Annotated in this window: 14 protein-coding genes; 8 read left to right on the plus strand and 6 right to left on the minus strand. The window is 69.6% G+C overall.

Going from position 1 to position 18,814, the window contains the following annotated elements:
* The first annotated feature begins 8 nt into the window (after positions 1-8).
* The 4 genes from CQ034_RS11635 (at position 9) to CQ034_RS11650 (ending at position 4,389) form a co-directional block, all read left to right on the plus strand.
* On the plus strand, positions 9-794 hold the full coding sequence (locus CQ034_RS11635; protein WP_105711155.1) for a cytochrome c biogenesis CcdA family protein: 786 nt from the start codon (positions 9-11) through the stop codon (positions 792-794).
* Complete coding sequence (locus CQ034_RS11640; RefSeq protein ID WP_105711156.1) at positions 775-2,622, plus strand: cytochrome c biogenesis protein ResB; 1,848 nt, start codon at positions 775-777, stop codon at positions 2,620-2,622. The genes CQ034_RS11635 and CQ034_RS11640 overlap by 20 nt, the downstream gene beginning before the upstream one ends.
* A gap of 4 nt (positions 2,623-2,626) precedes the next feature.
* Positions 2,627-3,601 (plus strand): c-type cytochrome biogenesis protein CcsB, encoded by a 975-nt coding sequence (ccsB, locus tag CQ034_RS11645; RefSeq protein WP_105711157.1) that lies wholly within the window; start codon positions 2,627-2,629, stop codon positions 3,599-3,601.
* A gap of 152 nt (positions 3,602-3,753) precedes the next feature.
* On the plus strand, positions 3,754-4,389 hold the full coding sequence (locus tag CQ034_RS11650; RefSeq protein ID WP_105711158.1) for a response regulator transcription factor: 636 nt from the start codon (positions 3,754-3,756) through the stop codon (positions 4,387-4,389).
* Between the two features lie 16 nt (positions 4,390-4,405).
* On the opposite strand, the gene CQ034_RS11655 is transcribed toward CQ034_RS11650, so the two are convergent.
* Positions 4,406-5,974: an SLC13 family permease gene (locus CQ034_RS11655; protein ID WP_105711159.1), complete on the minus strand. Its 1,569-nt coding sequence runs from the start codon at positions 5,972-5,974 to the stop codon at positions 4,406-4,408.
* 96 nt (positions 5,975-6,070) lie between these two features.
* Between CQ034_RS11655 and CQ034_RS11660 the strand changes: the two genes are divergently transcribed.
* A complete protein-coding gene (locus CQ034_RS11660; RefSeq protein ID WP_105711160.1) occupies positions 6,071-7,732 on the plus strand; it encodes an AbgT family transporter in 1,662 nt (553 codons plus the stop codon).
* 68 nt (positions 7,733-7,800) lie between these two features.
* Positions 7,801-9,306 (plus strand): M17 family metallopeptidase, encoded by a 1,506-nt coding sequence (locus CQ034_RS11665; protein ID WP_105711161.1) that lies wholly within the window; start codon positions 7,801-7,803, stop codon positions 9,304-9,306.
* A 58-nt stretch (positions 9,307-9,364) separates the two neighbouring features.
* On the opposite strand, the gene CQ034_RS11670 is transcribed toward CQ034_RS11665, so the two are convergent.
* The 3 genes from CQ034_RS11670 to CQ034_RS11680 all read right to left on the minus strand — a co-directional run bounded on the left by CQ034_RS11670 (position 9,365) and on the right by CQ034_RS11680 (position 14,850).
* Entirely contained in the window at positions 9,365-9,955 is a 591-nt protein-coding gene (locus tag CQ034_RS11670; protein ID WP_258134188.1) for a 2'-5' RNA ligase family protein, read from the minus strand.
* Between the two features lie 138 nt (positions 9,956-10,093).
* Positions 10,094-12,067, minus strand: a complete 1,974-nt coding sequence (locus CQ034_RS11675; protein ID WP_105711162.1) for a YhgE/Pip family protein — start codon at positions 12,065-12,067, stop codon at positions 10,094-10,096.
* A complete protein-coding gene (locus CQ034_RS11680; RefSeq protein ID WP_105711163.1) occupies positions 12,064-14,850 on the minus strand; it encodes an efflux RND transporter permease subunit in 2,787 nt (928 codons plus the stop codon). The genes CQ034_RS11675 and CQ034_RS11680 overlap by 4 nt, the downstream gene beginning before the upstream one ends.
* A 131-nt stretch (positions 14,851-14,981) precedes the next feature.
* Here CQ034_RS11680 and CQ034_RS11685 point away from each other — a divergent pair, with 131 nt between their 5' ends.
* Complete coding sequence (locus CQ034_RS11685; protein ID WP_029263884.1) at positions 14,982-15,605, plus strand: TetR/AcrR family transcriptional regulator; 624 nt, start codon at positions 14,982-14,984, stop codon at positions 15,603-15,605.
* Here CQ034_RS11685 and CQ034_RS11690 read toward each other — a convergent pair.
* Positions 15,592-17,031 carry an MFS transporter gene (locus CQ034_RS11690; protein ID WP_146114836.1) on the minus strand — a complete coding sequence of 480 codons (1,440 nt, stop codon included), beginning with the start codon at positions 17,029-17,031 and terminating at the stop codon, positions 15,592-15,594. The two genes, CQ034_RS11685 and CQ034_RS11690, sit on opposite strands and share 14 nt — an antisense overlap.
* A gap of 78 nt (positions 17,032-17,109) precedes the next feature.
* On the opposite strand from CQ034_RS11690, the gene CQ034_RS11695 reads away from it, so the two are divergent.
* Positions 17,110-17,736, plus strand: coding sequence for a helix-turn-helix domain-containing protein (locus CQ034_RS11695; protein ID WP_105711165.1), 627 nt, complete (start codon positions 17,110-17,112; stop codon positions 17,734-17,736).
* A 31-nt stretch (positions 17,737-17,767) separates the two neighbouring features.
* Here CQ034_RS11695 and CQ034_RS11700 read toward each other — a convergent pair whose 3' ends face one another.
* Positions 17,768-18,751 carry an o-succinylbenzoate synthase gene (locus CQ034_RS11700; protein ID WP_105711166.1) on the minus strand — a complete coding sequence of 328 codons (984 nt, stop codon included), beginning with the start codon at positions 18,749-18,751 and terminating at the stop codon, positions 17,768-17,770.
* Positions 18,752-18,814 lie beyond the last annotated feature (63 nt).

Genomic DNA, 18,814 nt, shown 5'->3' on the forward strand with positions numbered 1-18,814 from the left:
GTAGCGTTGTGAACCCCGAAGCGATCATCGGCTCCGGGGCCCTGTGGATCGCGATCCCGGTCGCGATGCTGGCGGGACTCGTCTCGTTCCTGTCTCCGTGCGTGCTGCCGCTCGTGCCCGGCTACCTCGGCTTCCTCGGGGGGGCCGTGGCCCCCCGTCCGGCCGTCGCCGCCGACGGCGAAGGGCGCGCCACGACGCAGACGGCCGAGACCGCGACTCGCGGCCGGCTCGTCCTCGGCGTGCTGCTCTTCATCTTCGGCTTCAGCCTGGTCTTCGTCTCCATCACCGCTCTCGGGGGCGTGGCGAGCGTCTTCCTGCTGCAGTGGGGCGAGATCATCACGCGCATCCTCGGTGTCGTGATCATCGCCATGGGCCTGGTCTTCCTCGGCCTGTTCGGCTTCGCGCAGCGCGAGCTGCGCTTCCACGTGGACTCGAAGGCCGGCATCATCGGCGCTCCGCTGCTGGGCATCGCGCTCGGCATCGGCTGGGCGCCGTGCCTGGGCCCGACGCTCACGGCGATCTTCGCGCTGTCGTTCAACGCCGGCGACCCGGTGCGCGCGGGGTTCCTCGGGCTCGCCTACTCGCTCGGGCTCGGCATCCCGTTCCTGCTCGTCGCACTCGGTTTCGGCTGGGCGACGAAGGCGATCGGCTTCCTCCGCCGCCACATCCGCGTGGTCAACGTCATCGGAGGGGTGCTGCTGATCCTGCTCGGCATCCTGATGGTCACCGGCCTGTGGACCGACATCATGTCTCGACTGACGGCGGTGATGGGCAGTGTCATCCTCCCGCTCTGACCACTCCGAGAAGACCCGCCCCGAGAAGACCACCACGAAGAACAAGGGTGCCGTGAACAGCGACTCCAGCGATCCGCTCCGCCCGTCCGACCACGTCGACGGCGACGACTCGATCACCCAGCCGCGTCTCGGCTTCGTCGGCTGGCTGCGCTGGGGCTGGCGGCAGCTGACGTCGATGCGCACGGCGCTGGTGCTGCTGCTCGTGCTCGCGATCGCGGCGATCCCCGGCTCGATCTTCCCGCAGCGCATGGCCGACCCGAACGGCGTCACGCAGTGGGAACGCGACAACCCGGATCTCTTCCCGGTGCTCGACGGACTCAAGATGTTCGACGTGTACCTGTCGCCGTGGTTCTCGGCGATCTACCTGCTGCTGTTCGCCTCGCTCGTCGGCTGCGTGATCCCGCGCATCAAGCACCACGCCAAGGCGCTGCGCGCCCGTCCCCCGCGCACTCCCGCGCGATTGCAGCGGCTCGAGGACTACCGTGCCGTCACGCGCGATCCCGCTGCCGACTCGGGAACGAAGACGGGCGACGCCGAGGCAGAAGCCGCCGCGTCGATCGACGTCGCCACCCAGCAGCTCAAGGCTCTCGGCTACCGCGTGGAGCGCTACGACCGCGGCCGCACGTTCTCGGTCTCCGCCGAGCGCGGATACTGGCGCGAGACCGGCAACCTGCTCTTCCACCTCGCGCTCGTCGGGGTGCTGGTCACTGTCGGTGTCGGCGGCGGCTTCTCCTACACGGGCCAGCGCGTGCTGGTCGAAGGCGAGACCTTCGCGAACACCCTGCTCGACTACGACTCGATGAACCGCGGCCGCTTCGTCGCCGACGACGCCTTCTCGCCCTACTCCATGCGCCTCGACTCGTTCGACGTGACCTACCAGCCCTTCGGGGAACCGGGCTCCGGCCAGGCGGGCGACTTCTCGGCAAATGTCACGGTGCAGGAGAACGGCGAGGAGCGTACGGGGGCCGTCAAGGTCAACGAGCCGCTCGGGGTGGCCGACGACGACGTGTTCCTGCTGGGCAACGGCTACGCGCCGACCGTGACCGTGCGCGACCCGGACGGCAATGTGGTCTTCACCAACAGCACGCCGTTCCTCCCGCAGGACACGAACATGACCTCGCTCGGTGTGCTGAAGATTCCGGACGGCCTCGCCGAACAGGTCGGCCTGGTCGGGTTCTTCTACCCGACGACGGGTGTGCTCGAGAGCGGGGCCTTCTTCTCCGCCTACGGCGACCTCACCAACCCGACTCTCACGCTCGATGTGTACACCGGCGACCTCGGCATCAACGAGGGCGTGCCGCGCTCTGTGTACGTGCTCGACACCACCGGCATGACCAAGCTCACCGGTCGCAGCACCGACGTCGAATCGATCGAGCTCGTCCCCGGACAGACGGCCCAGCTGCCGAACGGCCTCGGCTCGGTCACCTTCGAGGACGAGTCTCCGGCCGGGGCGACGGATTCCTCCGAATCGGTGAAGAGATTCGCGTCGCTGCAGATCCACCGTGACGAGTCGGGTGTGTGGGTGCTCGGCTTCGCGCTGCTGGCGCTCGGCGGGCTCATGATCGCCCTGTTCGTGCCGCGTCGGCGCGTGTGGGTCAAGGCCACCGCGCACGACGGGGAGATCGCGCTGGAATACGCCGCGCTCGCTCGCGGTGAGGACCCGACCCTCGCGGCCGCCGTAGACGATCTCGTCGCCGGTCACGCCCGACTCCTCGACGCGGCGGGCGGCACCGTCGTGCGCGCCGAGACGGATGCCGCCGACGACGACATCGCGGAGGATCCCGCAGCGCCGGACGCCCCGGCTCCCGACACCCGGAAAGTAGACTGACACCATGCTCGAGCTCAACGTGATCTCGCCGGTCCTGCTGTGGACGGCGATCGCGATCTACGCGGCGGCCTTCGTGGCCTACGCCTTCGATCTCGCACGGCGCTCGCAGGCGACGGCCGACGCACAGACCGTCCGCGAGTCGGTGCTCGTCGGAGCCGGCGGGGGAGCCACCATCATGGCTTCGGGCGCTGCCGGCGCGGAGGCACCGCCGCAGCGCTTCGTGATGGCGCGGATCGGCACCTCGCTGACGGTGCTCGGATTCGTCTTCCACCTCGCGGCGGCGGTCACCCGTGGCATCGCCGCCGGTCGCGTGCCCTGGGCGAACCTCTACGAGTTCGCGATGATGGGCACGCTGCTCATCGTGGCGGTCTTCCTCGTAGTCCTCACGCGCCTCGACCTGCGCTTCCTCGGCACTTTCATCACCGGGCTCGTCGTGGTGCTGCTCGGCCTCGGAGCGACGAACTTCTATGTCGACGTCTCGCCGCTCATGGACCCGCTCAAGAGCGTGTGGCTCGTCATCCACGTGTTCGTCGCCTCGCTCGCCACGGCGTTCTTCGCCCTCGCTTTCGCGCTCTCGGTGATCCAGCTCATGCAATCGCGTCGGGAGCGTCTCGTCGCAGAAGGAGCGGCGAAGACCGGCCCGGGCTTCCTCCGCACCTTCCCGAATGCGGTGCGCCTGGAGAGCCTGGCGTACATGTTCACGATCATCGGGTTCATCCTCTGGACGTTCACGCTGATCGCGGGATCCATCTGGGCCTACTACGCCTGGAGCCGCTTCTGGGGCTTCGACGTCAAGGAGACCTGGACCTTCGTGATCTGGGTCATCTACGCGGGGTACATCCACGCGCGCGCGACCCGCGGCTGGCGCGGCAACCCCTCGGCGTGGCTCGCGATCGTCGGCTTCTCGGCCGTGATCTTCAACTTCACCATCGTGAACGTGTTCTTCAAGGGTCTGCACGCCTACTCCGGCCTGAGCTGAGTCCCGACCGCTCGCACACCCGAGACCCGTCCGCGGCACGATCCGCGCGGACGGGTCTCGTGCGTCCGACACGTGCGCAAACATGCCGCCGAAACCGCGGATACGCGGTTGTATGCTCATCGCAGGGGAGCGCGCCGGAGGCAGGAGCCCACATGCCCGTACTCGTCGGAATCGTCGAAGATCACCCTGCGATGCTGTTCGGCATCGCCACGATCCTCAATCGCAGCGGGGGCATCCGGGTCGCGGCCAGCGGTGCGACGGCTGCCGAGGTCGCGAGCCGCGCTCGGCGGCTCGACGTGATCCTGCTCGATCTCTCGCTGTCCGACGGTTCCACTCCGGCTGAGAATCTGCGCACCCTCGAACCCCTCGGCGCGAGCGTCGTCGCCTACACCGCAGGCGATCAGCCGCATCATCTCCGCGAAGCGGCGCGAGCGGGTGCCGTGGGCATGATCAACAAGTCCGACTCCCTCGAGGTGATCACCTCCTCGGTGCGACGGGCGGCGCAGGGCCACATCCTCGCCACGACCGAGTGGGCGGCCGCCCTCGACGCGGATCACCAGTTCGTCGCTGCGCATCTCAGCCGCCGGGAATCCGAGGTGCTGTCGCTCTACGCTTCGGGAGAGACGGCCGAGAGGGTGGCGCAGGCACTGTTCCTGTCCCGTGAGACCGTGCTCGATCACATCCGTCGCATCCGAGCGAAGTACGCGGCGGTCGATCGCGCCGCACCGACCAAGGTCGACCTGTTCCGGCGGGCCGTGGAAGACGGGCTGGTCCTGCAGAACCGGTGAGGGAGGCCGGACTCGCTCAGCCCGCGAACGGCCAGATCAGCGGCACGTAGAACACCGCGACGACGAAGAACAGGACCGTCAGTGGCCAGCCGAAGCGCGCATAGTCGCCGAAGCGGTAGCCGCCAGGCTCCATCACCATGAGGTTCGCCGGCGTCGCGACGGGGGTGAGGAACGACGCCGCCCCGGCGATCGTGAGAGCCATCAGGAACGGCAGCACCGACGCATCCATCGCGGCCGCCAGAGCGACGGCCACCGGAGCCACGATGAGCACGGTCGCGGTGTTGCTGATGAGCTGCCCGAGCACCAGCGTGATCAGCACGATCACCGCCACGGCCGCGTGCGGACCCGCGTCACCGAGGAACGAGCGCAGCCCGTCGGCGATGAGCTGCGCGGCACCGGTCTCCTGGAATGCCGTGGAGAGCGGGATCATTCCCGCCACGAGGATGACCGTCGTCCAGGAGATCGCGCGGTAGGCCTGGGTCATCGAGACGACACGGGTGAGGATCAGCGCTCCCGCGGCGAGCAGCCCCGCGATCGCGGCCGGCACGATCCCTGTCGCGAGGAGCACGATCATCGCGAGCAGGATCACCGCCGTCCGCTTGGCCCCCGCACCGAGCGGCACGGAGCGGCGGAGGGTGAGTGGCGCGTCGACCACCAGGACCTCGTCGCGCTGGGACGTGTGCCGTTGGAGGTCGTCCCAGGAGCCGTCGAGGAGCAGGGCATCGCCGGCCTGCAGGTCGGTGCCGGACTCGTCCAGCGCCTCCTGCCCGCGCCGCACACCGAGCACGACGAGGTCGCCCGACGGTGTGCACATGCCGGGGAACACGTGCAGGCCGATCAGGCTGGAGCGCGGCGGCACGACGACCTCGGCGACTCCGCGCGAGGCCGACACCAGCGCCCGGTCCGGGGAGAGCGCATAGTCGGTGCGCAGCAGGGACGCGAGGCGCTCGAGGTCTATCGGTGCGGATGCCGGAGTGCGCTCCGGCAGCAGCCGGTTGCCCAGGAGCAGGATGATCGCGAGCGTGCCGACGAGCAACGGGAGCCCTGCGAGCGCGAACTCGAAGAAGCCGAACGGTCGGGCGCCGTTGTCGGTGGCGACCTCGGACACGATGATGTTCACCGGCGTGCCGGTGAGGGTCAGCATCGACCCCGCGTGGGCTGAGAAGGCGAGCGGCATCAGCATCTGCGAGGGGCGGATCCCCGCGCGGGCGGCGACCACGACGACGAGCGGCAGGAGCGACGCGACCGAGCCGTTCACGCTGATCACCGCCGTCATCGCGGCGGTCAGCAGCCCGATCGTGAGCAGCAGCCGCCGACGGCCGGTGCCGGAGTGGGCGACCACCTCCTGCCCGGCCCACGCGATGATGCCGGTCGATTCCAGCGCCTCGCTGACGACGAACAGGGAGGCGATGAAGAGCACCGTCGGGTCGCCGAATCCGGCGAGAGCCGAACCCAGGTCGAGCACGCCGGTCAGATAGAGAGCGACCGAGACACCGACGGCCACGACACCGAGGGGGATGCGGTTGGAGACGAAGGCGATCACCGCGCACAGCAGGATGACGAGGGTCGCGACGATCGGGTCCACGGCCCCACGATAGGGCGCGCCCCGGATCACGGCGACCCCCCTAGTTCTAGGGGGTGTGCTTGCAGGAGCTTCTCGCTCGACACGATCATGGGGGCTATGGCTGCGGAGAAGTCGGTGAGTGCCTCGGATGCCGAGAGCAAGGGGTTCCTGAACTGGATCGAGAAGGTCGGCAACAAGGTGCCGGATCCGACGATCATGTTCGTCTACCTGATCGGTCTGATCGCGGTGCTCTCCGCCATCCTGTCCTGGGTGGGGGTGTCGGTCACGGACGACGTCGTGATCCCGGTCCCGAAGGACGAGTTCTCCCAGGTCAACGAGCAGTTCGGTGGCAACTGGGAGATCTACGACACCACGACCGGCATGCCCGCGGAAGTTCCCGACTACACGATCGAGGAGCAGACCTTCGAGGTGCGCAACCTGCTGTCCATCGACGGCATCCGCTTCTTCTTCTCGTCCTTCGTCGACAACTTCGCCGGCTTCGGCGTCGTCGCGGTGGTGCTCATCGCGATGGCCGGTGTCGGCGTGGCCGAGCACGCCGGACTCATGGGGGCGATGATCCGCCGCGTGGTCAAGGTCGCGCCGCGTCGCTGGCTCGCGTTCATCCTGATCTTCGTCGGTGTGCTCTCCTCGGTGGCGACGGATGCCGGCTACCTGATCCTGGTTCCCTTGGCTGCCGCCGCGTTCTTCACCGTGGGGCGGCATCCGCTCGCGGGTCTCGCCGGTGCGTTCGCCGGCGTCGGGGCGGCGTTCGGCGCGAACCTCCTCATCACACCGAGCGACAGCATGCTCACCGAGATCACGAACGAGGTGCTCACCAGTGCCGGGATGCAGCCGATCGAGGTGACGCAGAACTTCTACTTCGGGATCGTGTCGACGTTCCTGCTCACGACGGTGGCGCTGCTCGTGACCGTCCTCGTCACCGAGAAACGGCTCGGAAAATACGATCGCAAAGAGATGACGATCGCGGACGAGGCCGAGAACGTCGACCACGACGCCGAGGCCCGTGGGCTGAAGTTCTCGTTCTGGGCGCTGCTGGGCTTCGTCGCCGTGATCCTCGTGCTCACCCTGCCGCCGGGCGCACCGCTGCGCGACCCGGAGACGGGCGACATCATCGGCACCACGCCGTTCATGGCCAGCCTGGTCTTCATCATCTCGCTCGCGTTCCTCGTGTGCGGCCTCGCGTACGGGGCGGGGGCGAAGACGCTGCGCGGTGGCTCGGCCGCGGTCGGTGCGATCGCGAAGACGTTCGGGAGCCTGGGCGGCCTGCTCGTGATGTTCCTGATGATCGCCCAGTTCATCGCGCTGTTCAACTGGAGCAACCTCCCCACCGTCGCCGCCATCTCGGCCGCCGAACTGCTGGAGCAGGCGAACGTGCCTGCGATCGTGCTGCTGCTCGCGTTCATCGTCGTGATCGTGATCCTCGACTTCATCCTTCCCGGCCTGGTGCCGAAGTGGGTGATCTTCGCCCCGGTCTTCATCCCGATCTTCGCGTCGCTCGATGTGGCACCGCAGACGCTGCTCGCCGCCTACCGCGTCGGTGACTCGCCGGTGAACGTGCTGACCCCGCTCATGGTCTACCTGCCGTTCATGGTCACGGTCGCACAGCGCTACAAGAAGGAGGCCGGCATCGGCACGATCATCGCGCTGATGATCCCGTACGCGGTGTGGATGCTGCTGTCCTGGACCGCCCTGTACGTGGTCTGGTTCCTCCTCGGCATCCCCTGGGGCCCGGGCTCACCGGTCGACATGGTCGGCTGACCCGTCTCCCGTCCCGCAGGGTGCAGGGACGGATCTCGACGCCGCATCGCAGAACAAGGAGCAGACTCATGGACCGCAGGCCGAACAAGCTGATCCCCGCCGATCTGAAGACCACACCGGGACTGGACGCCGTCGATGCGGTCCGGATCCGGGTGGGTGAGGTCGCCGCCGATGTCGGGGCGATCGGGATCGGGGTGTACTCCGACGGTGAGGTGCCCGCAGACCTCGGGTTCGATCGCGACGCACTCGAGAACGCCGGCTTCACGGCGAAGCCGGGTACCACGATGGTGCTTCCGCGCGCGGGAGAACCCGACCTCGTCGCCGTCGGTCTCGGGGCGAAGGCCGATGCCGGGGCGGGCGGCCTGCGCGACGCCGCCGCGACTCTCGCCAGGGCCGCCTCGCGGCGGGAGACGCTGGGCCTGCGGATCGACGACCTCGCGGGAGTGGATGCCGCAGCTGCCGTGCGCGCGCTCGCCGAAGGGGCGCTGCTCGCCCGCTACCGCTACACGGTGCTGAACGGGTCGTCGAAGCACGTCCCGCTCGCGGCGTTCACGATCGACGTCCCCGGAGGGACGACCGAGCCCGTCGCCGCTGCCCTCACCGCCGTGCGTGCCGCTGTCGTCGCCCGCGACCTGGCGAACACCCCTCCCGGACATCTGACGGCGGTCAACATGGGCGAGATCGCCGTCGAGCTCGGCGCGCGCTTCGGGTTCGAGGTCGAGCTCTTCGACAAGCAGGCGCTCATCGATCTCGGCTGCGGCGGGCTGCTCGGCGTGAACCAGGGCTCGGTGGAGGAGCCGCGCATGATCAAGCTGGTCTACACCCCCGGCGGCGGCGGCACGGGACATCTCGGCCTCGTCGGCAAAGGCATCATGTACGACTCGGGCGGCATCAGCCTCAAGCCCAGCGACCCGATGCACCTGCTCATGAAGATGGACATGGGCGGCGCAGCCGCCGTGCTCGGTGCCTTCGTCGGACTGCGCGACGCCGGGGTCACGGCCAAGGTCTCGGGCTGGCTGATGTGCACCGACAACATGCCCTCGGGCACCGCGTACAAGCTCGGCGATGTGCTGACTGCGCGCGGCGGCACCACGATCGAGGTGAAGAACACCGACGCCGAGGGGCGCCTCGTGATGAGCGATGCGCTCGTGCTCGCGAACGAAGACGAGGTGGATGCCATCGTCGACATCGCGACGCTCACCGGAGCCGCGCTGGTGTCGCTCGGCGCCGCGACCGCGCCGGTCTTCGGCAATGACCAGGCGACGGTCGACCTGGTGCGCGCGGCCTCCGAGGCCGTCGACGAGTCGGTGTGGCAGCTGCCGCTGGAGCAGAAGTACCGCAAACAGCTCGACTCCGAGATTGCCGACATCGCGAACCTCGGCGGTCCGTTCGCGGGGGCGACGACGGCGGCGCTGTTCCTGGAGCACTTCGTCGGCGGCACTCCCTGGGCGCACCTCGACATCGCCGGCACGATGCAGACCGAGAAGGACGACTCTTGGCGCACCGCCGGAGCCACCGGGTTCGGGGCGCGGCTGCTGCTGGAGACGGCGCGCACCTTCGCGCCGGCATCCTGAGGCCTGACTGCACGGCCGGGGACGGGGTCGCCGAGGGGTTCGCCGGTCCGGCGGCCGGTCAGCCGCCGAGTGGCAGGACCTCGGCGTGCTCGATGCCGTCCTGGTACCAGACCAGTTCGGCCTCGGTGATGACCTCGGCCGGTGCGGGCCGGAGCACGCGGGACTCGGCCTGCGCGAGAGCGCCCCACTCGGCGGCATCGAGGGTCTTGCCGTAGAGCACGGACAGGTGGAACGTCCAGTCCTCGAGCGGGAGCTCGCCGAGACGGCGGAAGTCCGTGGCATCCAGGGCGGTGGTGAGGGTCGAGTAGGCCGAGACGAGGGAGTCGGTGCGTTCCAGGCGGACGATCAGGATCTGCCAGGGCACGGGGAACTCGTCGACGGCCTCGGCGATGACCTCGATCGGAGACTGCCGTGCTGCCCATGAGCGGATCAGCTCGGCCAGCTCCGCGCGCCGCTCAGGTTCGTAGAACCCTCGGAGCGTGACGTGCCCGGTGTGCGGATGCCGTGTCGGGATGCCGAGGCGCGCGAGCGCAGCATCCTGGACTTCGCGGTAGACCTCGTCGACGCCCGCGGTGGGCCGGAGCACGAGGTACTGCTGGCCCTCCAGGCTCGTGAGTTGCTCGGTGGTGTCCATGAACGGTCGGCGCATGCCGAGAGCCTAGGGTCGCGCGTCTCCTGTGCGGAAACGGAGACCGAAACACGCACGGCGCGCCGCGTCATACTTCGACGCGCCGGGCCGGGAGCGGATGGTCTCCGTTTTGGCAGGGGTCCAGGGGGAGGGGGCGGGTCAGGCGGTGGCGAGGACCGCCTTGGCCGAGGTCGTCCGACGGAGGGTGACCGCGAGCGTGGTCGCGACCAGAGACAGCACGCCCCACACCACCAGGGCAGCGACGGCCGAGCCGCTTCCCGCGATCAAGCCGGCGAACGCCGGAGCGGTGGGGAGCGCTGCGCCGATGCTGGAGAGCCACCCTGGCACGGTCGAGATGAGACCTGTCGCGACGGCGAGCACACCGACGAGGGCGGAGATCCAGCGCCCGACGCCACCGAACAGGGCCACGAGGGCCTGGTTCACGGCTGCGAACGCCACGCCGGCAAGCACCGCTGTTCCGGCGAACGCCCACCAGGTGGCGGCGTCGTAACTCGCCACGATCTGCACGATCAGTGACACGAGCAGCCCCTGTCCCGCGCCTATCAGGGCGGCGGGTGCGAACGCACGCAGCGTCAGCGCGGCGGATGAGCGCCGGGACGTGAGAGTGCGGGCGGTGTGGGCGCGCATCACGATGAAGGTGGCGAGTCCGCCGAACCACAGCACGACGGCGGCGAGCAGCGGGATGGCGGTCGGACCGAAGATCGTGTCCATCGAGGAGTTCGACGACACCGGGTCGGCGATCACCGAGGCGAGCGACTTCGAGTCGCTGTCGCTGAACGAGGGGAGCGAGTCGGATGCGGTGCGCAGCCCGCCCGCCAGGTCGCCGGTCCCGGTCGCCAGGGTGTCGATCCCGGTCGCCAGCTCGGTCGTGCCGTCGGCCAGTGCGGTCGCACCGGTGGACAGCTGGGTCGCACCGGTCGCGATGCCGCGGGCTCCGGTCGCGGATGCGGCGATGCCCTGGTCGGCGAGCTGCGTGAGTCCGCCGGAGAGCTGGGTGGCGCCCGCACCCGCCTGGGTCATGCTCGAGGCGATCGTGCTGAGCGAGCCGGGGAGGGCGGCGATTCCGCCGGCGACCTTCGGGCTGTTGAGCACACCGGAGGCGGTTCCAGCTGAGGTCGCGACCGCGCCCGCATCCGTGGCGAGCGAGGTCAGGAGGTCGCACTCATCCTGGTCGGCGACCGGCGGCGTGCAGGCGGTCTGCGCCAGCCCGCCCAGCTTCTGCGCGAGAGCGGCCGATCCGCTCGCTGCACTCTTCGCCGATGTCGACGCCCCCTGAATCGCTCCGACGAGCTGCTGGGTCTGACCGACGCTCTGCTGCAGCTGGTTGCCGCCGCCGGTCAGCCCCGAACCGATCTGCGCAGCACCCGCCGCAGCCTCCCGCGTCTTCCCGGCGATCGTGTCGAGGCCGGTGGCGAGCGACGACGCACCCGTCCCGAGCTCGCCCGCGCCCGAGGCCAGCTTCGTGGCACCGTCGGGGATGGCTGCCGCTCCGGTCGCGGCGTCCCGCGCACCGTTCGCGAGCTTCAGCGCCCCGTCGGCGGCTTCGCCGATCTGGTCGCCGATGGTGGTGAAGCCGACCAGGATGTTCTCGGTCGTCGCCTCGGACAGCATGGTGCCCATCGTCGAGGCCGCGACATCGGCGATCTGGCCGGTGATGAGGTCGTCGGCGACGAGGCCGTCGTCGGGAGTGGTCACGGTGATGGTGGCCTGCTCGGCCTCACCGCCGCCGTCCGAGATCGCCTGACCGGCCGAGGTGGCCGCCGCGGAGAACTCTTCGGGGATGGTGATGACCGCCTGGTACGAACCGTCGGCGAGACCGTCGGCCGCATCGTCCTCGTTCGAGATCACCCACGTGAGGTTGGAGTCGAGGTCGTCCGAGCCCTCGACGAGACCTGCGGCCAGCTGGCGTCCGAGCGGGGTGACCTGGTCGTCGATGGTCACCGGCTCGTCGAGGTTCACGATGGCCGCGGTCATCGAATCCAGACGCTCGGTCGGGTTCTGCAGGGCCGCGACCAGGATGCCGCCGACCGCCGCCGGCAGCAGCAGCACGCCGAGGATGGTCAGCCACGTGATGGGCTTGCGGGAGCGCGCACGCTCGATGGGGAGGGTCATGCGGTCACCTCGGTGGATTCTGCGGCGCTCCGGCGAGGAGCGCGCGTGTCGAGAGTCTGTGCGTCGGGCCAACCGGCCTCCGCGAGAGTGGTCTGTGCCTCGTCGGCATCGGAGGCGGTGGCGAACACCGCGAGCGTGCGGGAAGCTGCGGCATCTCGCAGCATCGCGGCCGCCTGGTCGCGCTGGCCGGCGGTCAGGCGGTCGATCCCGTCGATCACGACGATCTGCGATTTTCCGCGCAGCGCCTCGGCGAGATCGGCGAGGGCGGCGTCGGCGTCGTCGACCAGCACGCAGCCGACGTGTGCGCGCACCCAGGCGCCGCGTCCGGCGAGCAGATGGCCTGCGACGCGGAGTCGACCGTCGGTAGGTGTCACCCGGCCCGCGATCGTGAGCGCCAGTGCCCGTCGTGCCCGCACGTCGCCACCGGTCGCGACGAGCGCTCCGCCTTCGGGGACGCGCAGCGACAGGTTCTCGACGATCGGCGCATCGGCGCTGATGTCGAGATCATCCGCGGCGACGATCGAGCCGTCTCCCGGCCACTCGGCCAGGTGACGCTCGCGCTCCACGGCCTCGCCTTCGACGTCGACGCGCGGGAGGATCTTCTCCAGCCACGCGGGCAGCTCCCAGGCGCGCTCGCCGAGGATCGCCATGAGGGCGGGGATCAGTGTCATCCGCACCAGGAAGGCGTCGATCGCGATGCCGGCCGCGAGGCCCAGGGCGATGGGTTTCAGCGACGAGTCGCCCTCGGGGACGAACGCCACGAAGACCGCGAACATGATGAGCCCTGCGGCGGTGACGACCTTGGCCGATCCCGTGAAGCCGCTGCGCACGGTGCGCAGCGCGGCAGCGCGTCGCGTGGCCCGATCAGGGCTCTTCGAGTCGGGGTCGTGCACGAAGTCCTCGCGCATCCGCGAGACGAGGAACACCTGGTAGTCCATCGCGAGCCCGAACAGCACGCCCATCAGGATGATCGGCATGAAGCTGATGATCGGACCGACCTTGGCGACATGCAGCAGATCGGCGAACCAGCCCCACTCGAACACGGCGCCGACCACGCCGAACGCGGCGACGATCGAGAGCAGGTAGCCGGCGGCTGCGGTGATCGGCACCCACAGCGAGCGGAAGACGATGGTGAGCAGGATGAGCGAGAGCCCGATCACGAAGATGCCGAACGGCAGCAGCGCGTTGCCGAGCTGGTCGGAGATGTCGATGCCGACGGCGGTGAAGCCGGTGACCTTGAGGTCGATCCCGACCTCATCGAGCCACTCGTCGTGGTGGCTCCGCAGCTCGCGCACGAGGTCTGCCGTGGCCGGGTCGTCCGGGGCGGTCTCCGGGACGATCTGCACGATCCCGGTGTCGGCGGTCTCGTTCGGGGTCGCGAGCGCGACCTCCTTGACTCCGGGAACCTCGGCGACGGCATCCCCGAGGTCTTCCATCAGGGTGAGCGGGTCGGTCGAGGTGACGATCGTGCCGGTGAGGATCATCGGTCCGTTGAACCCCGGTCCGAACTCCTCAGCCACGAGGTCGTACGTCTGACGCGCCTCCGAGTCCTTCGGCAGCACGCCGGCGTTCGGGAGCGCGAGGTTCAGGCTGAGCGCGGGGATGGCCACGATGCCGAGGCCGATCACGATGGCGAGCGAGACGAGGATCGGGCGCTTGGTGACGCCGTTCACCCACCGCGCGCTGCCCTTCGCGCGCACCGGAGCGGCGGGCGCATCATCGCTGTCTGCGTTCTTCTTCGCCTTCGGCGCGCGCCTCGGGCGACCCACCACCTTGCCCTTCATGAAGCCGAGGAATGCCGGGGTCAGCGTGACCGCGATCGCGACCGCGACGGCGACCGAGACGGAGGCCGCGATGCCCATGGTCGTCAGGAACGGGATGCCGGCGAAGCCGAGGCCGATCAGTGCGATGAGCACCGTGACGCCGGCGAACACGACCGCGGATCCGGCCGTTCCGACGGCACGCGAGGCGGACTCTTCGGGATCGACGCCCTCGCGGACCTGATCCTGATGTCGCGCCATGATGAACAGCGCATAGTCGATGCCGACCGCGAGCCCGAGCATGAGTGCGAGCAGCGGGGTGGTGGACGACACGGTCGCGAAGGCCGTCGCGGTGAAGATGCCCGCCATCGAGATGCCGACACCGAGGATGGCCGTGAGCAGCGGCAGACCGGCCACGACGAAGGAGCGGAAGGTGACGATCAACACGAGCAGTGCGATCAGGAGGCCGACCGCCTCAGTGAGCGTGACACCGGGGATCGAGATCGCGAAGAGGTCGCCGCCCAGCGAGGTCTCTGCGCCGTCCGGGAGCTCGGCGTCGAGGTCGCTCACGACGGAGCGCAGCGCGTCTTTCGTCTCGTCCGAGACATCGGTGGATTCGCCGTCGAACTGCACGCGCACGATGGCGGCGGTGTCGTCGTCGTTGATCATGCCCTCGACCATCTCGTCGTAGGGCGAGGTGGCGGCGAGCACGCCGTCGAGGTCGCCGAGTTCGTCGACGGCATCCTCGATGTGGTCGCGGTAGTCGTCGGCGGTGATCTCGTCGCCGTCGGCTGCCACGACGATGAACTGCGCGTTCGTGCCGCTCACCTGCGGGAACGACCGCGAGAGCTGCTCGAGGCCGGCCTGCGATTCAGTGCCGGGGATCGAGAACGTGTTGTCGGTGCCCGCTCCCAGCACGAGTGCTCCGGCTCCGGCGATGCCGAGCGCGAGCAGCCAGGACACGAGGACTCGCCAGGGGTGCCGGAAGGACCAGCGGCCGAGCGAGGACAGGAGTGTGGACACGCGTTCCTCCGAGGGGTACTGATTGGATACACAGGTGTATCCGATACATACATGTATCGTAAATTGACCGGCACGTCGGAATCTGTGTGCCGGGTGTGAATCGTGCGAGAGTGAAGGGTCAGGAGGTTTCGATGTCGACACCCGCAACCCGCAGCCGTGAGAACACGCGTGCCCGTCTGCTCGAGGCCGCCGCGCAGGTCTTCGCCGAGGTCGGTCTCGACGGCGCCTCTGTCGAGGCCGTGTGCGAGCGAGCCGGATTCACCCGCGGTGCGTTCTACTCCAACTTCGAATCCAAGGACGAGCTGTTCCTGATGCTCGCCGCGAGCGTCTCCGACGTGCGCGTGAGGGGAGTGCGCACCCGCGTCGAGGAACTGACGGCGGAGGGTGCCCTGGTGGAAGGGTGCGATCCGATCGAGCTCGTGCAGCAGATCATGGAGCTCGGCGGCGATGACCGCCTCGGCGTGATGCTGCTGAGCGAGATCCGCATCCGGGCTCTGCGCGACGCGAAGTTCGGCGAGGCGTACCTCGCGCAGGAGAGCGAGATGGTCGCGAGCATCGCGCAGATCATCGACGACATCGTCTCGGTGAGTGCGCTGAAGCTGCGCCTGCCGGCCGAGACCGCGGCACGCATGCTCATGATCCTCTGGGAGGGCATGACCGTGCGCGGGGCGATGGCCGGCCAGGACGACGCGCAGCTGCGCCAGGCGGGCAGCGAGCAGCTCGGCCGTCTCGTGCAGCTGATCATCGAGTCGTAGCGCGCGTCGCCGGAGCATCGGTCGCGGAATCGCTCGATCGTGCGCGGTTCGGCGCGAGCGACAGCAGGGCGCCGGCTGCCAGGAGCGCGGCCGTCACGAGGAACGTCGTCCGCAACGCAGAGGTCAACGCGTCCGGGGAGGCGGCTGCGATCTCGCCGGAGCCGGATGCTGCCGCGAAAAGCGCGGCGAGCACGGAGGCGCCGGTGACGAGACCGAGATTGCGGGAGAGTCCCAGGAGGCCCGAGGCCGCACCGCGACGGTCGGCGGGGGTCGAGTTCAGAACGCCGGTGTTGTTGGCGGCGAGGAACAGCTGGTAACCGGGAGCGAGCAGCACGGTGCCCGTGATGTATCCCGGCAGCCCCCACCACCCGGGGAGCAGGGCGAGCGCGAGCGCCCCGAGGAGCATGCCGCCGAGTCCGACCGATGTCATCCGGTGCGTGCCGAACCGGTCGACCGCGCGTCCGGCCAGCACGCCGGTGCAGATCGATGCGAGCGGACCGGCCGCCATGACGGCGCCGATCGCCGCGGGCGGCAGGTGCAGAGCGCCCGCGAGGAAGAAGGGGCCCACCACGAGGGTGCTCATCATGACGGTGCCCACGATGAGGTTGAGGACTGCGCCGAGCGAGACGCGGCGGTTCCTGAGCAGGGTCGGCGGCAGCAACGGGTGTTTCGCGCGACGCTCGCGCATCACGAACAGTCCGGTGGCGACGACCGCTCCGCCGAGGAGGGGCAGCGTCGGCCACGAGGCCTGATCGCCCGGTGCGGTGACGCCGAGCGTGTAGAGGGCGACCGCCACCGTCAGCAGGACCATGCCCGGAAGGTCGAAGCCGCGTCGGGGGCTGCCTGCCTGCCGTGCTTCCGCTCCGGTCACCGCCGCCAGGGCTGCGGCGAGGAGTCCGAGCGGCACCATGGCGGCGAAGATCGCCGGCCAACCGGCCACCGTGATCAGGAGCCCGCCGAGCACCGGACCGGAGGCGGTCCCCACCGCGGCCGTGGTGCCGAGCAGGCCCATGACGCGGCCGAGACGATCCGGCGGGACCAGGTCGCGGGCGCGCGCCAGGGGGAGTGCCATCATGACGGCGGCACCGATGCCCTGCAGTGCGCGGGCGGCGATCAGCATCCACAGCGACGGCGCGATCGCACTCAGTGCCGCCGCGATCGTGAAGACACCCATGCCGAGCAGCAGTACCCGACGGCGCCCGATCAGATCGCCCAGGTGCCCCACCGTGAGGCTCGTCGCCGTCATCGTGAGCAGGTAGGCGAGGGCCACCCACTGCGCCTGCGCGAAGGTGCCGTCGAGTTCGACGGCGATCGTGGGGAGCGCGACATTCGCGGCGCTCGTCCCCAGCGATGCGACCAGGACGCTGAGGGCGAGCCCGGCCGTGCCCGCGCGAAGGAGGGGTGTGGGGGTGGAAGTCTCCGTCATGCCGTCAGCATCGATCGCGGAACGTCCCACCAGCAACTCGTGTTGCCGAAACCGGGACGCCTGTGGTCCTATGAAGTCATGGAAGAACAGGAATCGGTGCTCGACGCGACACTGGAACAGATCGGCCCCCGTCTCCAGTCGCTGCGCGCTCGCCGAGGCCTGACGCTCGCCGAGGTCGCCACGGCCACCGGGATCTCGAAGAGCACGCTCTCCCGCCTGGAGACCGGTCAGCGGCGGCCGAGCCTGGAGCTGCTGCTGCCCCTCGCGCGGATGTATCGGGTCTCCCTCGACGACCTCGTCGGTGCTCCCGAGACCGGAGATCCCCGTGTCCGGCTGCGCCCGCGACGCGTCAACGGTCGGACCGTGGTGGCGCTCACTCGCCAGCCGGGGGAGAGGCATGCGTGGAAGATCATCGTGCCGCGGGAGGCGTCGGAGCCGAAGCTCACCGCGCACGAAGGTTCGTCCTGGATGTACGTGCTCACCGGCCGCATCCGGCTCATCGTCGGCGACCGCGACGTGATTCTGGAAGCCGGCGAGGTCGCGGAGTTCGACACGCGCACCCCGCACTGGTTCGGCGCCGACGGCGAACAGGATGCGGAGATACTGACCATCTTCGGCACGGATGGTGACCATGGCCCGCGGGGCGCTGACCTTGCGACGCGTCACCTCGCCGAGATGCTCGGCGAGCAGGTGGAGACGCACTGACCACCGGTGGGATGTCGCGCGCCGTATCGGTTCAGTTCGCGGCGGACGTCAGTTCGTAGTGGCAGCGGGCGAGCCGTGCCACCCACCACTCACGGCGCTCATCTGAGGCCGCGAGACGGGTGAGCGCATCGGCATCCGGCGTCACCCGACCCACCGGGATCGAGCCGTCGACGGGACGCAGGTCCGCCACGTCGTCGAGGAAGAGCGACGCGGTACCGAGCCCGCAGTCGTAATCCAGCGTCGGGAGGGCTGCGGCCAGTGCGGCACCCTGCGACAGGCCGATCGCGGTGTCGAGTGCGCTCGAGACCACGACCGGGAGCCCCGCCGCGGTGACGATCTGCAGCGCGTGGGTGATGCCGCCGAGCGGCTGCGCCTTGATGACGAGCAGATCGGCCGCACCGGCGCGGGCGACGGCGAGCGGGTCGGAGGACTTGCGCACGCTCTCGTCGGCGGCGACCGGGATGCCCATGTACTTGACCCGCTTGCGCAGATCCGCGAGCTCCGGCACGGTCGCGCAGGGCTGCTCCACGTACTCCAGGTCGTACTCGCCCAGGGCGTGTACGGCGTGCTCGGCCTCGTCGACGTTCCAGGCGCCGTTGGCATCCACGCGGATGCGTCCCTCCGGTCCCATCGCCTCACGCACGGCGCGGACTCGCGCCACATCGTCGGCGAGGTTGTGACCCGGTTCGGCGACCTTGACCTTGGCGGTGCGGCATCCGGGGAACCGGTCCAGCACCTCGGCGACGCGGGCGGCATCCACCGCGGGGATCGTCGCGTTCACGCCGATCCGGTCGCGCAGTGGCGCCGGTTGCTCGCGCCACGCGAAGTCGATCGCGGCGGCGAGCCAGGTCGCGGCCTCCGCATCCTCGTACTCGGTGAACGGCGAGAACTCCGCCCACCCCCGCGGGCCCTCGAAGAGGAGCGCCTCCCGCACCTCGACGCCGCGGAAGCGGCTGTGCATCGGGAGGGCGACGACCCTGGCCGAGTCGATCAGGTCTGCGAGCGGCGGGATCATGTGCCCATTCTGCTCCGTGGAAGCCCCGCCGCGCCGCTCGTCCCCCGGGTGAGTCGCCCCGCC

The organism is Microbacterium sp. MYb45, assembly GCF_002979655.1.
Taxonomy (GTDB): Bacteria; Actinomycetota; Actinomycetes; order Actinomycetales; family Microbacteriaceae; genus Microbacterium.